Source organism: Halomonas sp. PAMB 3264 (genome assembly GCF_031954245.1).
Taxonomy (GTDB): domain Bacteria; phylum Pseudomonadota; class Gammaproteobacteria; order Pseudomonadales; family Halomonadaceae; genus Vreelandella.
Map to the genome: position 1 here is coordinate 2808771 of NZ_CP134866.1, position 14559 is coordinate 2823329.

Consider the following 14559-nt stretch of genomic DNA (forward strand, 5'->3'; position numbering starts at 1 on the left):
TGTGTCATCGACGCAGTGAAGATATGGGGCGTCTTGTGTCGACTTCAACCCATGACCCAGGCGCGCCGTGCGCGGTTGAGGTAGACTGCTCGCTTCGCCTGCTAACGAAAAGCCCGCCATGCCCGCATCTGACGACGCCGCCCTGCCTCTTCACCGCCAGCCCGGTTTTCTGAGCTTTCTGCTGTCGCGACTGGCGGCGGTCTTCGCCATGCAAATCCAGGCGGTGGTGGTGGCTTGGCAAGTGTACGATATTACCCGCGATGCCATGTCGCTGGCCTACGTCGGGCTTGCCCAGTTCATTCCCATGGTGCTTCTGCTGCTGCCCGCCGGCGACGTGGTGGACCGCTTCGCGCGCAAGCGCATTTTGCAGCTCAGCTGGGCCGTGCAGGGGCTTTGCAGCGCGCTGCTGTTACTCATCGCGCAGACCGACCCGCAGAACGTGGTGCCGATCTATCTGGTACTGGCGCTGTTCGGCTGCGGGCGGGCGTTCACCGGCCCGACGCTTCAGAGCATGCTGCCCAATCTGGTGCCGCGCGCGCAGTTGCCCCAGGCCATCGCGCTGAACAGCTCGATCATGAAGATCGCCGTGATCACCGGGCCGCTGCTCGGTGGGGGGCTCTACGCACTCGGCGGCGGGCGGCTGGCCTACGCGGTATGCCTGGGCTGCTTCATCGTCGCGCTCGCCTTTTTGCTGTGGGTGCCGGTGCGTTTTGTTGAGAAAGCGAAAGCGCTCGAAAGCACCGCCTGGCAGCGCTTCTCGGCGGGCATCGCCTACATTCGCCATCAGCCGATCATTCTCGGCGCCATCTCGCTGGATCTGTTCGCGGTGCTGCTTGGCGGCGTGGTGGCGCTTTTGCCCATCTACGCCCAGGAAGTGCTGCAGGTCGGCGCCCAGGGGCTTGGCGCGCTACGAAGCGCCATCGCCGTTGGGGCGCTGCTGATGGGGCTCTATCTCGGCGTGAAGGGGATCACCCGCCGGGCGGGGCACGTGATGTTCGCCTCTGTTGCCGTGTTTGGTCTGGCAAATCTGGTGTTCGCGCTGTCGCATCTGTTCTGGGTATCGATGCTCGCCATGCTGGTCGCCGGGGCCGCGGACATGGTCAGCGTCTACGTGCGCACCACGCTGATTCAGCTGGCAACGCCGGACGCCATGCGGGGGCGAGTGAACGCGGTGAATATGCTGTTCATCGGCTCGAGCAACGAGCTTGGGGAGTTTCGTGCGGGCAGCATGGCGGCGGCGATGGGCGCGGTGCCCGCCGCGCTGATTGGCGGGGTGGGCACGCTCGCCGTGGTGGCCACCTGGATGAAGCTCTTCCCGACGCTACGCCGGGTCGACCGTTTCGACGATGCCCGCTGAGTGCGCCGCGGGGCTCGTCGCCACCATGCTGACCACGCTGCCCACCACGATCAAACACGGCGACGGCAGCGGGTGTGCGGCGAGTTTTGCAGGCATGTTTTCGAGCGTGCCGATAAGCGAGCGCTGCTCGGGCTGGCTGGCGTTGGCCACCAGCATGACCGGCCAGTCGTCCGGCAGGCCCGCCTGGCGCAGGCTTTGGCAGATCGCCTCGACTTTCGAGAGCCCCATGTAGAACACCAGGGTTTCGTCCTTGCGCGCCAGTGCGGCCCAGTCCGGCGCGCCGCCTTCACGGCAAAGCTGAGCGGTGACGAAGCGAAGCTGCTGAGCGTGGCCGCGGTCGGTCAGCGGAATGCCCATACTGGCCGCCGCCGCGGAGGCCGCCGTGATGCCGGGCACGATGCACGCCTTGATGTTCGCTTGGGCCAGGCTCGCAAGCTCCTCACCCATGCGCCCGAACACGCCCGGGTCGCCGCCTTTCAGGCGCACCACCGATTTGCCCGCCTGGGCCAGGGTGACCAGCCGTGCGCCGATGTCGGCCTGGGGCACGCTGTGGTGGCCGCGGCTCTTGCCCACGTAGTAGCGCTCGGCGCCGGGGTGGATTAGCGCGAGTACGTCGTCTTCCACCAGCCGGTCATAAACCACGGCGTCGGCCTGCATCAAAAGCCGCGCGGCCTTGAGCGTGAGCAGCTCCACGTCGCCGCTACCCGCGCCGACCAGGTACACCGTGCCCTTCTCGCACTCGCCGCGTATCGGCAGGCACTGCCGCTCTTTCGCAGGCGCCACCGAGGACCATACGTGCCTGCCCACGCGCGCGAGCGCCTCAGGCCATTTGTGTCGCAGGTGCTTGTTCAAAACGCGCACGGCCCCGCTCCTCTTCCAGTAGTGATTTGAGTTCCGGCAAGCAGCTTCCGCACTGCGTGCCGCAGGCAAGCCGCGCGCCCAGCGCCTCGACGCTGTCATCGCCGGATCGTATCGCCTTTTTGATCACGCGCTCGCCCACCTGGTGGCAGCTACACACGACCGGGCCGGTATCCTCTGCGCCGCTGTCGCAGCCCGCCAGCACGCGGCGGCGATGCTGAAGCACCAGCGTGTTGTCGTTGAACCGCGCCGACAGCCAGTCGGTGCCGGGAAGCTCTCGGGGCGGGCCCACCATGAGCCACCAGGCCAGGCGGCCATTATACACACCTGCACCACGAAACCTGTTCGCCGCCGCGTCTTCGCTGAAAAGCGTGGCGGGCGCGCCTATCCACGCCTCCACCCGGGCGGGCCAGTCGCGAACCGGGGTGGTGCTCGCCAGCTGAAAACGCACGCAGCCGGCCATGGGGATACGCGCCCAGTAATCGAGGCCTTGCCAGGGCAACTCTTGCGGCAGAGCGTCATCGCGCAGGATCAGCGTGGCTTCCCATACAGGCGCGAGCGCCGTAATGCCGACCGCGCCGTGCTTGGTTTCCGGCTGGCCGGAGACCGGATCGGTGCGTCCGGCCAGCAGCGCCCCGCTGCGCCCGGCGCCGGTGAACTGATCGCTCCAGTGCATGGGTACGAACACCTCGCCCGGGCGCTGGGCGCTTGAAATGCGCACGCGCCCGCGATACTCACCCTCTTTCGCGTTGATAATCGCCAGCGCCTGATCACTAAGCCCTGCCCGCTCGGCATCCGCCGGGTGTAGCTCGATGAACGGCTCGGCGCGGTGATTCATCAGCCGGGGCGCGCGGGCGGTGCGGGTCATGGTATGCCACTGATCACGAATGCGCCCGGTATTGAGGCGCAGCGGATAGCGCGGGCAGAGCGTCTGCTGCGGCGGCGTCGGCGTAATGGGTATGAATCTCGCGCGCCCGTTTGGCGTGGCGAAAACGGCCTGTTCGAAAAGCCGCGCCGTGCCGCGGGGCGCGCTTGCCGTGACCGGCCACTGAATCGGCGACAGCGCATCGTAAGCGGCGCGGTCGCGCCCGGCCAGCGCCGAGATATCGAAAAGCCGCCGGGTGGCGCCTTCGTTTTCAAAGCCCGAGAGCCTGGCGTGCTCGTCGAAGATCTCCCAGGGGTGGGCGTAGGAAAACGCCTCACCAAAGCCGAGACGGCCGGCCACGTCGCACAGGATCTGCCAGTCGTGGCGCGCCTGTCCCGGCGGGGGGAGCAGACCACGCTGGCGCGAAAGCCGCCGCTCTGAGTTGGTCACGGTACCGTCCTTTTCCGACCAGCCGCTCGCCGGCAACACGATGTCCGCAAACGCCAGCATATCGGTGTTCGCCACACACTCGGAGACGATCACCAGCGGGCACTTTTCAAGCGCCCGGCGCACCCGCGCGGCGTCCGGCAGGCTCACCGCCGGATTGGTCGCCATTACCCACAGCACGGTGATTTCTCCGCGCTCGATCGCCTCGAACAGCTCGATCGCTTTATAACCGGGGCCTTCGGGAAGCTGGGGTGTGAGCGACTCGGTCGCCCAGAACCGGGTCACGCAGTCGCGCGCGCTTGGCGTGTGATAATCCATATGGGCGGCGAGCTGATTGGCGAGCCCGCCTACCTCGCGCCCGCCCATGGCGTTGGGCTGGCCGGTGATCGAAAAAGGCCCGGCACCGGGCAGGCCGAGCTTGCCGCCGGCCAGGTGGGCGTTGATGATCGCGTTGCACTTGTCGGTGCCGCTGGTGGACTGATTCACCCCCTGGGAGTAGAGCGTCACCACGTGAAGGTGACGGGCGAACCAGTAGTAGAACGTTTCGAGGCGCTCGGCATCGATATCGCAGGCCGCGGCTACTTCCGCGACGCCAGGGGCGCTCTTTTGCGCCGCTTTGAGCGCCTCCTCGAAGCCGTCGGTATGGCGCTCTAGATAGATATGATCGATATGGCCGCGCTCGACCATGAAGGCGAGCAGGCCGTTGAACAGCGTGGCGTCGCTGCCGGGTTTGAGCCCGAGGTAGAGATCGGCGATATCGCAGGTATCGGTCACCCGCGGGTCGATCACCACCACGCGCATCAGCGGGTTGCGCTCTTTTGCCAGCTTCACTCGCTGGTAGAGCACCGGGTGGTTCCAGGCCAGATTCGAGCCGACCAGCACTAGAAGCTCCGCCTCTTCCAGGTCCTCATAATTGCACGGCACCGCGTCGGCGCCGAAGGCACGCTTGTAGCCCGCCACCGCCGAGGCCATGCAGAGCCGCGAGTTGGTATCCAGATGCGGCGTGCCGAGAAAGCCCTTGAAGAGTTTATTGGCCACATAATAATCCTCGGTCAACAGCTGACCGGAGAGATAGGCCGCCACGGTGTCACGCCCGTGGGCCGCCTGCAGCGCGGTGAGACGCTCGACCAGTGCCGAAAGCGCCTGGTCCCAGCTGGCGGGAACGCCGTCGAGGCGCGGCTGCAAAAGCCGCCCCTGCTCGCCCAGGGTGTCAGCCAGGGCGCTGCCCTTGACGCAGAGCCGCCCGTAGTTGGCCGGGTGCGTTGCGTCGCCCTTGACGGAGCAGACGCGCCCGCCTTCCACGGTCGCGCTGACGCCGCACCCGACGCCGCAGTAGGGGCAGGTGGTGGATACGGTGTACGAACTGCCTGGCGCTTTGTGCATCGAATCTCCCGCGTTTTATTTGGCCCAAACGCAAAAAGCGCCCAGGAAGCCTCGTTGGAAGCTTGCCTGGACGCCGTTGTCTCAGGGACACCGAGCAGGTGCCGTCGTTAACGATGTTCTTTCGGCGCTTGGAATTGTTGGTCGCCGCTCTTTGTTGTTGTCGGGCCGCGCTTGTTATTGGAGTGCGCTAAATCGCCCGTAACATTTGTATGTTTGTTTCCCCCTCTTCTCTGCAAACCATGGGCCGTCTCGCTGAAAAAGGAAAATAACGCTTTTAAAACAATCACATTGTAAATCGATGGAAAAATGTTTTTGAGCGTCCGACTTATCCTGGACGCAGGCATGGAGCCATTGACGTGCAGCCTGAACGCCCCGCGCACCACAAGAGCGCACCAGGCGTTGAGCGATCACCGGTCACGGATACTCAGAAAACACTCAAGCCACTGAAAAACGGCTTGAAAAAGCGCTATTGGTGCGCCTGGCGAGTTTCTTGCCTTGAGTATGGGAGCGCGCCGCCAACGAAGGCATGTCGCGCCTGATTCGCCATTTGGGCAACGACGCCCCTAACTCCCGCTTTCACCGGCGGCGTTAGGGGCGTTTTTCGTTTTTGGCGCCCGCGCCGGCGTCGCCCCGAACAAGGAGGCCCCATGCGCTCTTTTACATATCCAGACGCTTGCCGTGATGAAAAGCGGCTCGACCGCGAATCGCCTCACCTGGTCATCATAGGTAACGGCATGGCCTGCCACCGCCTGCTCGAAGCCCTGGTCAAGGCGCCCGGCCGGCCAGCACGCATCACCGTGATCGGCGAAGAGCCGGTGCCCGCCTATAACCGCATTCTGCTCTCGCCGCTTTTGAGCGGTGAAACGAGCCGCGATGGAATCACGCTTCGTGACGCGCGGTGGTATGCGGATAACGCCATTACGCTTCGCCTGAATGAGCGGGTGCTGGCCATCGACACCGCCGCGCGCCACATCGATACCGACCGGGGCCGGCTCGCCTTCGACACGCTGGTGCTCGCCACCGGATCACGGCCGACGCTGCCCGACATTCCCGGCATCGAGCTTGACGGCGTTCACACCTTTCGCAACCTGGGTGATGCCGGCGCGCTCGACGCCATCGCTCGGCGCGGCGGTAAAAGCGTCGTCATCGGCGGTGGCCTGTTAGGGCTGGAAGCCGCGGAAGGACTGCGCAAACGTGGCGGTGACGCCCTGAAGGTCAGCGTGCTGCACCGCAGCACCTGGCTGATGAACCGCCAGCTCGACGCCGAGGCCGGCGGGCTTTTACACGCCGTGCTGGCGCGTCGCGGGCTCGACGTTCACACCGGTGCCTCGATCGTCGCGATCGAAAGCGACGGCCAGGGCCGCGTGGCCGGCGTCACGCTCGAAGATGGCCGCACGCTCGATGCCACTAGCGTCATCGTCGCCGCCGGCGTGACGCCCAACAGGGAGCTTGGCCTGCACGCCGGGCTCGACTGCGAGCGCGCGATTTTGGTGGATCACCACCTTTGCACTTCCCACCCGGCGATTTTTGCGCTCGGCGAGTGCTGCCAGTTCCAGTCGCATACGTTTGGTCTGGTCGAGCCGATCTGGCGCCAGATCGAGACACTCGCCCAGGTGCTCAGTGGCGCCCCCATCACGCCTTACCTTGAGGCGCCCACCGCTACCCGACTCAAGATCAGCGGCATCGACCTTTATGCCTTCGGCCCCGTCGAGCCAAGTGATGCCCACGACACGCTTTACTACTGCGACCCCGAGGCCAACGAGTACCGCCGCCTGCTGCTCAAAAACGGGCGCATCGAAGGCGCGGTGCTGTTTGGCGATACCGCTCAGGGCCCGTGGTATTTCGACCAGGCCCTCAAAGCAGCGGATCTCAGCACAGCGCGCCCGGCGCTGGTGTTCGGTCAGGCGGACGTCGAAACGCTTTTAGCGGCGGACACCGCCCACCCCTCCCCCACCCAAGAGGCGGCTTAACCATGACAACCAAACAGAACCTGCTGATCATCGGTAACGGCATGGTCGGCCATCACCTGGTCGAACGGCTGGTCGAGGCCGGCGCGTGCGAGCACCTCACCATCACCGTGTTTGGCGAGGAGCGCCACCGCGCCTATGACCGCGTACACCTCTCCGAGTACTTCACCGGCCGCGACGCCGAGTCGCTGGCGCTGTGTGACGCCGACTATTACGACGTTCAGGGTGTCACGCTCAAAAGCGGTGAAAAGGTGCTCGAAATCGACCGCGAGGCGAAGCACGTGATCACCCCTCAGGGGCGCTACGCCTACGATCATCTGGTGCTTGCCACCGGCTCCTACCCGTTCGTGCCGCCGATCGAGGGACGCGATGAGCCGGGATGCCTGGTCTATCGCACGCTGGAGGATCTCGACGCCATCCGCGCCGCCGCCGAGCACGCCACCAACGGCGTGGTCGTCGGCGGCGGGCTTCTGGGCCTCGAGGCCGCCAACGCGCTGCGCGGCTTGAATCTTGATACCGCGGTAGTGGAATTTGCCCCACGCCTGATGCCGATGCAGGTGGACACCGATGGCGGCGCGCTGTTGAAGGAAAAGATCGAGTCGCTCGGTGTGCAGGTGCTGACCGAGCGCGCCACCCAGCGCATCGAAAAAGGCGAGCAGAGCCGGTTGCGCCTGGTGTTTCAGGACGACAAGGTGCTCGAGACCGACCTGATCGTGTTCTCCGCCGGGATCCGCCCTCAGGACGACTTGGCCCGCGCCTGCGGGCTCACGCTTGGCGAGCGTGGCGGCGTGGTGATCGACGATCACTGCCGCACCAGCGACCCGGCCATTTTCGCCGTCGGCGAAGTGGCGCTCTGGAATCAGAGTATTTTCGGGCTGGTGGCGCCGGGCTATCAGATGGCCAAGGTGGCCGCCACCACGCTCACCGGCGGCGAGGCCCGCTTTGGCGGCGCCGACATGAGCACCAAACTGAAGCTTCTGGGCGTGGACGTCGGCGCCATTGGCGACGCCCACGGCGATCGCACCCCCGGCGCTCGCATGTTCCGCTATCTGGACCCGCTGACGCAGGTGTATCGCAAACTGGTGGTCTCGAGCGACGGCAAAAAGCTTCTGGGCGCCATGCTGGTGGGCGACAACGCCGCCTACGATACCCTGCTTCAGTACTACGCCAACGCCCTCGAGCTTCCCAAGGAGCCCGCTTCGCTGATTCTGCCGCAAGGCGGCGTGGCCCCCACGCTTGGCCCGGACGCGCTGCCGGCCACCGCCATGATCTGCTCGTGCCATAACGTTACCAAGGCCAGTATCTGCAGCGCCATTGATGCGGGCGCCAGCGACGTGGGCGCGGTAAAAAGCGATACCCGCGCCAGCACCGGCTGCGGCGGCTGCGCCTCGCTTTTGAAAAGCGTGGTGGATCATGAGCTGACCGCCCGCGGCATCGAGGTGGACACGTCACTTTGCGAGCACTTCGCCCATACCCGCCAGGCGCTTTACGACATCGTGCGCGTGGAGGGCATCAAGACCTTCAGCGAGCTGATGAAAAGGCACGGCAATCCGCACACCCAGGGTCTTGGCTGCGAGATCTGCAAGCCTGCCGTCGGCTCCATTCTTGCCTCCTGCTTCAACGAGCCGATTACCGACGCCGCGCATATTCCGCTGCAGGATACCAATGACACCTTCATGGCCAATATGCAGAAAAACGGTACCTATTCGGTGGTACCGCGCATTGCCGGGGGTGAAATCACGCCAGACAAGCTCGTGGTGCTGGGGCAGGTAGCGCAGAAGTACGGCCTGTACACCAAGATCACCGGCGGCCAGCGGATCGATCTGTTCGGCGCCCGGCTCGAGGACCTGCCGGATATCTGGGCAGAGTTGATTGACGCCGGCTTCGAAACCGGCCACGCCTACGGCAAGTCGCTGCGCACGGTGAAGTCCTGCGTGGGCAGCACCTGGTGCCGCTACGGCGTGCAGGACAGCGTGGGCATGGCGATCCGACTCGAGAACCGCTACAAGGGGCTGCGCGCGCCGCACAAGATCAAGTTCGGCGTTTCCGGTTGCACCCGCGAATGCGCCGAAGCGCAGAGCAAGGATATCGGCATCATCGCCACGGAAAATGGCTGGAACCTCTACGTGTGCGGCAACGGCGGCATGCGCCCGCGCCACGCCGAGCTCTTCGCCACGGACCTCGACGACGACGCCCTCTACCGCACCATCGACCGCTTTCTGATGTTCTACGTGCGTACCGCCGACCGGCTACAGCGCACCTCGGTCTGGCGCGAAAACCTCGAAGGCGGGCTCGACTACCTCAAGGAAGTGATTCTCGACGATAGCCTGGGGATCGGCGATGAGCTCGAGCGCCAGATGCAAACCGTGGTGGACAACTATCAGTGCGAGTGGGCGGGCGCCATCAGTGACCCGGACAAGCTCAAGCGCTTTCGAAGCTTCGTCAACGACACCCGCCCGGACCCGTCCATCATCATGACCTCCGAGCGCGGTCAACTGCGCCCGGCCTGATCATCGACCGATTGTCTTTCAAGGAGACCGTTATGACCCCAGCCGCTCTCACGCTCAATGATGTATCCGCGACCGCCTGGCAGCCCCTTTGCCACCGAGCCGATCTGGTGGCGTTTTCCGGCGTGGTCGCCTGGATTGATGCGCCCCAGGGCGAGCCCTGTCAAATCGCGCTTTTCTACCTGCCGGGCCAAATGCCGGAGCTCTACGCGCTGGATCATTTTGACCCCTTCTCCAACGCGTTCGTGATCGGCCGGGGGATCGTGGGCGATATCGACGCTGAGCCGGTGATCGCCTCGCCGCTTTACAAGCAGCACTTTCGCTTGAGCGACGGCCAGTGTCTCGAGGACGAAAGCGTGAAGCTTCGCACCTGGCCGGTTCGCCTGGAAAACGATTGCGTGCTGATAAAGCCTTGAGCGCCACTCACCCACGAAAACGCCGCCTCAAAGAGGCGGCGTTTTTCAAAGCGGTTGGCGTGGCCGAACGATCATCCGGCGCTGTCAGGCTTACTCGTCGCTGTCCAGAAACGCGATCAGCGCCTCGTTGAACGCCTTTGCATGGGTAACGTTCAGCCCGTGGGGCCCGCCTTCGATCACTACGAGTTTTGAGTGCGGCAGCGTTTCGCCGGCGCGCTTGCCGCTGACCTCGAACGGTACGATGCCATCGGCATCGCCGTGGATGATCAGTGTGGGCAGCTTCATCTTTGGCAAATCCTCGCGAAAGTCGGTGTAGCTGAAGGCCTTGACGCAATCGAACGTCGCTTTCGGCGAGGCAAACGCCGCGATGTCGCGGTGATACTGACGATTCGGTTCGCTGACCAGGTCGCTTTTGTCGCCGGCGGTGAAAAAGTTTTTGGTGAAGTCTTCCAAAAACGCCAGTCGGTCACCGCGAACGCCGTCGAGAAACTCGTTGATGGTCGCGTCATCGAGGCCGCCTTCCGGGTTATCATCGGTCTTGTACAGGTACGGCGGCACGGCGGCGGCCAGCACCGCTTTGCTGACGCGCTCGGTGCCGTAGTGGGCGATGTAGCGCGCCACTTCGCCGCCGCCCATGGAGAAGCCGACCAACGTGGCGTCGTGAACGTCGAGCGCATCCAGCAGCTTCTTGAGATCCGCCGCCAGAGTGTCGTAGTCGTAGCCACCGTCGGCCTGGGTGGATTTGCCGAAACCGCGGCGGTCATAGGTGATCACCTTGTAGCCCGCCTCGACCAGCGCCGGCACCTGCGGCTCCCAGGAGCGGGAGCTGAGCGGCCAGCCGTGGATCAGGACGACGGGCTTACCCGCCCCGTGGACTTCGTAATAGAGCTCGACCGGCGTTCCTTGTTCGGTTCCAGCGTTCAAAAGCGGCATCGAGTCACCCTCCAGATTGGTTGAACAGTCGTCTGAACACGTGGTTGAACGTGCTAACGGCTTGTCTTGAAAGGCTAGTACAACTCCCAAAAGCTTTCCAAAACGTCGCCGGGCGGGAAAATTGCTATGCTGAGGCGGAGTCGAATTGTCGCCAACGTTGCCACAGGAGAGCCAGCATCGGTGAAGACAGAAGCGAGTACTCTGGGATTTTCCGCCTTGATGGCGCTGTTGATCGGCGTGGTCGGTATTGTTGCAACGCTTGCCACCAACTCGCAGGCGATCCTGCTGGACGGGCTTTTCAACCTGATCTACTTCGTGGTGGCGCTGGTCACCATCAAGGTGAGCCGGCTGGCGAGCCAGCCGGACAGCGACGCCTATCCGTTCGGCTACAGCTATTTCGAGTCGCTGGTCAATTTGTGCAAGGGGCTTTTGATTTTTGGAGTCTCGATCTTCGCGCTGGTGGACGCCATAGCGGCGCTGTTGACCGGCGGACGGGAGATCGCGGCGGGCATCGCCGTGCTCTACGCCGTCTTTGCCACGCTCGTCTGCTCGCTGACCGCTTGGGTGATGCATAAAAGCGAGCGCCATGTCGCAAGCCCGCTGGTCGCTGCGGACAAACTCAACTGGGTGGTGAACAGTATCATCTCTGCGGCGGTGCTCTCGGCCTTTTGTCTGGTGATGCTGTTTCAGTACCTGGAATTCGAACGCGTTCTGCCCTACGTCGATTCGATTCTGGTCATCGCCGTGGTGCTGCTTTGCCTGGGCGTGCCGGTACGCATGGCGGGCCAGGCACTCGGTGAGCTGGTCAACAAGGCCCCTACGGAGGAGGTCGCGGCGCCGGTTCGCGCGGCCGTGGCCCAAGGGCTCGAAGGCGTCGAGGCGCTGGAGGTGCGCGTGCGCATCGTGCGTCCGGGGCGGCTCTTGTACGTGATGGTCCACGTGGTGCTGCCCAGGGAAGAGGATTCGATGTCGCTCACCACCCAGGACCAGCTACGCGACCGGGTCGATGAGCAGGTGCGCCGCCACTATTCGCCCGCGGTGTGCGACGTCGTCTTTACCGTCGATACCCGCTGGGCCGCGCCCACCAGCGGGCTGCTGGTTCGTCAAATTCATTAGGCGAAATTGCCCCAACGCTAATGCAGCCGACGCTTGAGCGTATCCGAAGGGCGCTCGTTGAAGAGGCTTTTATAGTCGGTGGCAAACTGGCTGAAGTGGGAAAAGCCGTGGTTGGCGGCGACATCCGAAATGGTGACGCCGCTTTGAGACAGCAGCTCGCGACGCACGTCGTTGAGGCGCGTGGCGCGTAGAAACTGAACCGGGCTGATGCCCAGAATGCTCTCGAAGCTGTACTGTAGCGTGCGCCGGCTCACACAGGCGACGCTGCAAAGCGTACCAATACTCACCGGCGCCTGCTCCACGCTTTTAAGATACGCCTGCACGCGGTCGACCACCGCGCGCCGCCGGGCGTAGCTGGGCGCGGCGCGGGTATCCAGCTGCGCGTGCCCCAGCAGCGTGAGCACGCCGTGAAGCAGCGTTTCTTGCTCCGGCAGGCCGTTCGAGCCCGCGCTGTCCTCGCGCAAAATGCGCGTGACCTGGTCGGTGAACCAGCAGATATCGCGGTCATCGATCGCAAGGCGCGGCGTCGAGGCCCGGTTCAAGTGCGCCAGATCCACCCCTTCGCGCTCGGCAAGCGTGGCAAGCGCCTCGAGCGGCACCACCATGCTCATGAGATCACAGTGTTCCGGCGTCATCAGCTCGACCGCGCGGCTGCCCATGCGCCATATGACCTCGTTGCGTTCGACGCACTGCCCATCGACGCGCACACCTTCGTGACGCACCGGCAGCGCTATCCACAGCGAATCGTGCCAGGGCGCGCAGTGCTGGTGAAGCGCCAGGCGGGTATATTCGTTGATGACCTGCACGCCGTCGAAGCAGCACTCGTCCACCCGCCCGGTAAAATGGCCGGCGCTACACTGATTGTACTCCTGCTCCCAGCGCGTCAGGTTGAGCGCCTGCTCGTTGACCTCAAGGCTGACGATGCTGCGCCGCTTGGGTGCAGACGCAGGGATAGCTGGCCCATTATGGGGCACCGGGGCGAAGCCGGTGGGTTGGCTCCCAAATGCCCGCGCCCCCAAGGTACTTACCTCGGGGCGATTGGCGGGATTGCGCGCGGTGGCGCTATTGGTTGCTGCTCTGGTTATCATTACGCTGTCCGGACTACTTTTGCCGAATTTCGATACCGCTCTCGGATGAGGCTCTCTACTCTCGAATAACAAGCAAGATTCATTCCTTTTACATCGCTTGTAGGCGAGACGATGCAAAGGGCACTAATAAAAGGGCAAAGGCGGGGCCTTGGCCGCGTCGTCGGACAACGGGGAGAATATCCATGGGGAACGCAGTCGATCAGGAGTACCTGGCCAAGCGCCAGCTCAAAAAAGGCACCGCCGGCTGGATATTGCTGGCCGGGCTTGGGGTTTCCTACGTCATTTCCGGTAATTTCGCCGGATGGAACTTCGGCCTGGCCGAGGCCGGCTGGGGCGGTTTTTTGATCGCCGCCGTGCTGATGGCGATCATGTATTTCACGCTGGTGCTTTCGCTTGCCGAAATGTCGGCGGCGATTCCCGCCGCCGGCGGCGGCTACAGCTTCGCCCGCCAAATCATGGGCCCGGCCGGCGGATATCTCACGGGGCTTGCCGTGTTGATCGAGTACGCGCTCGCGCCGGCGGCCATCGTGATCTTCATTGGCTCTGCCGTCGAGGAGCTTGTGGGTATCAACGGGCCGTTGGTCTATGCACTCTTTTACGCCGTATTCATCGGGGTCCACCTGGCCGGCGTCGGCGAGGCGCTGAAGGTCATGGTGGCCATCAGTGCGCTGGCGGTCATCGCGATTCTTGCCACCGCCGTGGCGCTGGTGGGCGATTTCGATAGCGCCAATCTGTTTACCATCACCGCCACCGATGGCGAAGGCGGCTGGCTGCCCTTTGGCTGGTACGGCGTGTGGGCGGCGCTGCCGTTCGCCATGTGGCTCTTCCTGGCGGTCGAAGGCGTACCGCTGGCCGCCGAAGAGGCGCGCGAGCCTGCCCGCGACATGCCGCGCGGCATCATCGCCGCCATGGCGTTTCTGCTCTTCACCGCCGCTCTAGTCACCTTTCTGCTCGCCGGCGCGGCGGGTGCCGATGTGATCGCCGACAGCGGCGTGCCGCTGGTCGATGCGCTGAACGTGACCGGACGCCCAGGACTGGCCACCGCGATCAACGTGCTGGGCCTTGCCGGCTTGATCGCCTCGTTCTTCTCGATCATCTATGGCTACAGCCGCCTGGTATTCGCGCTTTCACGGGCGGGGTATCTGCCCAAGGCGCTGTCGCTGACCAGCAAGCGCAAGGCGCCGGTGTGGGCGCTGGTAGTGCCCGGTGCGCTCGGGTTTCTGGTCTCGCTGACCGGTGAAGGCGATCTCATTCTGGCCATGGCGGTGGTCGGCGCGACCCTCTCCTACGCGCTGATGGCGCTGAGCCATATCCTTTTGCGCCTGCGCCGCCCGGAGCTGGTCCGCCCCTACAAGACGCCCGGCGGCGTGGTGACCTCCGGTATCGCGCTGATCCTCTCGCTCGTCGCGCTGACCGGGGTGTACGCGTTCGACCCGCGCGCGTTCAACTACACCATCGTGCTGTTTTTGTTGGGCGCGGCCTACTACTTCGCCTACGCCAGACACCACCTGGTGGCGAAAACCGCCGACGAGGAGCTGGCGCTGATTCTCGACGCCGAGCAGGCCGCCGAGAAGCTCGATGACACCGCCGCCTCGCGCACCTGAGCCAGCGCCCCAAGGAGA

General features: G+C 64.3%; 10 protein-coding genes. 6 read left to right on the forward strand and 4 right to left on the reverse strand.

Going from position 1 to position 14559, the window contains the following annotated elements; all coding sequences use genetic code 11:
- Positions 1-118: 118 nt before the first annotated feature.
- Positions 119-1357, forward strand: a complete 1239-nt coding sequence (locus RN347_RS12735) for an MFS transporter (RefSeq protein ID WP_311958460.1) — start codon at positions 119-121, stop codon at positions 1355-1357.
- On the opposite strand, the gene cobA is transcribed toward RN347_RS12735, so the two are convergent.
- Both cobA and RN347_RS12745 read right to left on the reverse strand, forming a co-directional pair.
- Entirely contained in the window at positions 1322-2164 is an 843-nt protein-coding gene (gene cobA, locus RN347_RS12740; protein WP_311958461.1) for a uroporphyrinogen-III C-methyltransferase, read from the reverse strand. The two genes, RN347_RS12735 and cobA, sit on opposite strands and share 36 nt — an antisense overlap.
- A gap of 13 nt (positions 2165-2177) precedes the next feature.
- Positions 2178-4910: a molybdopterin-dependent oxidoreductase gene (locus RN347_RS12745; RefSeq protein ID WP_311958462.1), complete on the reverse strand. Its 2733-nt coding sequence runs from the start codon at positions 4908-4910 to the stop codon at positions 2178-2180.
- Positions 4911-5557: 647 nt separating this feature from the next.
- Between RN347_RS12745 and RN347_RS12750 the strand changes: the two genes are divergently transcribed.
- The 3 genes from RN347_RS12750 to nirD are packed head-to-tail and all read left to right on the forward strand — an operon-like array spanning position 5558 to position 9800.
- The gene (locus RN347_RS12750; protein ID WP_311958463.1) at positions 5558-6880 is read left to right on the forward strand and encodes an FAD-dependent oxidoreductase; all 1323 of its coding nucleotides are present in this window, start codon (positions 5558-5560) and stop codon (positions 6878-6880) included.
- Between the two features lie 2 nt (positions 6881-6882).
- Positions 6883-9387: a nitrite reductase large subunit NirB gene (gene nirB / locus RN347_RS12755; RefSeq protein ID WP_311958464.1), complete on the forward strand. Its 2505-nt coding sequence runs from the start codon at positions 6883-6885 to the stop codon at positions 9385-9387.
- 32 nt (positions 9388-9419) lie between these two features.
- Positions 9420-9800: a nitrite reductase small subunit NirD gene (gene nirD / locus RN347_RS12760; protein WP_311958465.1), complete on the forward strand. Its 381-nt coding sequence runs from the start codon at positions 9420-9422 to the stop codon at positions 9798-9800.
- A gap of 90 nt (positions 9801-9890) precedes the next feature.
- Here nirD and RN347_RS12765 read toward each other — a convergent pair whose 3' ends face one another.
- Positions 9891-10733 carry an alpha/beta hydrolase gene (locus tag RN347_RS12765; RefSeq protein WP_311958466.1) on the reverse strand — a complete coding sequence of 281 codons (843 nt, stop codon included), beginning with the start codon at positions 10731-10733 and terminating at the stop codon, positions 9891-9893.
- A 180-nt stretch (positions 10734-10913) separates the two neighbouring features.
- On the opposite strand from RN347_RS12765, the gene RN347_RS12770 reads away from it, so the two are divergent.
- Positions 10914-11849, forward strand: a complete 936-nt coding sequence (locus RN347_RS12770; RefSeq protein ID WP_311958467.1) for a cation diffusion facilitator family transporter — start codon at positions 10914-10916, stop codon at positions 11847-11849.
- 17 nt (positions 11850-11866) lie between these two features.
- On the opposite strand, the gene RN347_RS12775 is transcribed toward RN347_RS12770, so the two are convergent.
- The gene (locus tag RN347_RS12775; RefSeq protein ID WP_311958468.1) at positions 11867-12937 is read right to left on the reverse strand and encodes a helix-turn-helix domain-containing protein; all 1071 of its coding nucleotides are present in this window, start codon (positions 12935-12937) and stop codon (positions 11867-11869) included.
- Between the two features lie 182 nt (positions 12938-13119).
- Between RN347_RS12775 and eat the strand changes: the two genes are divergently transcribed.
- Positions 13120-14541: an ethanolamine permease gene (gene eat, locus RN347_RS12780; protein WP_311958469.1), complete on the forward strand. Its 1422-nt coding sequence runs from the start codon at positions 13120-13122 to the stop codon at positions 14539-14541.
- Positions 14542-14559 lie beyond the last annotated feature (18 nt).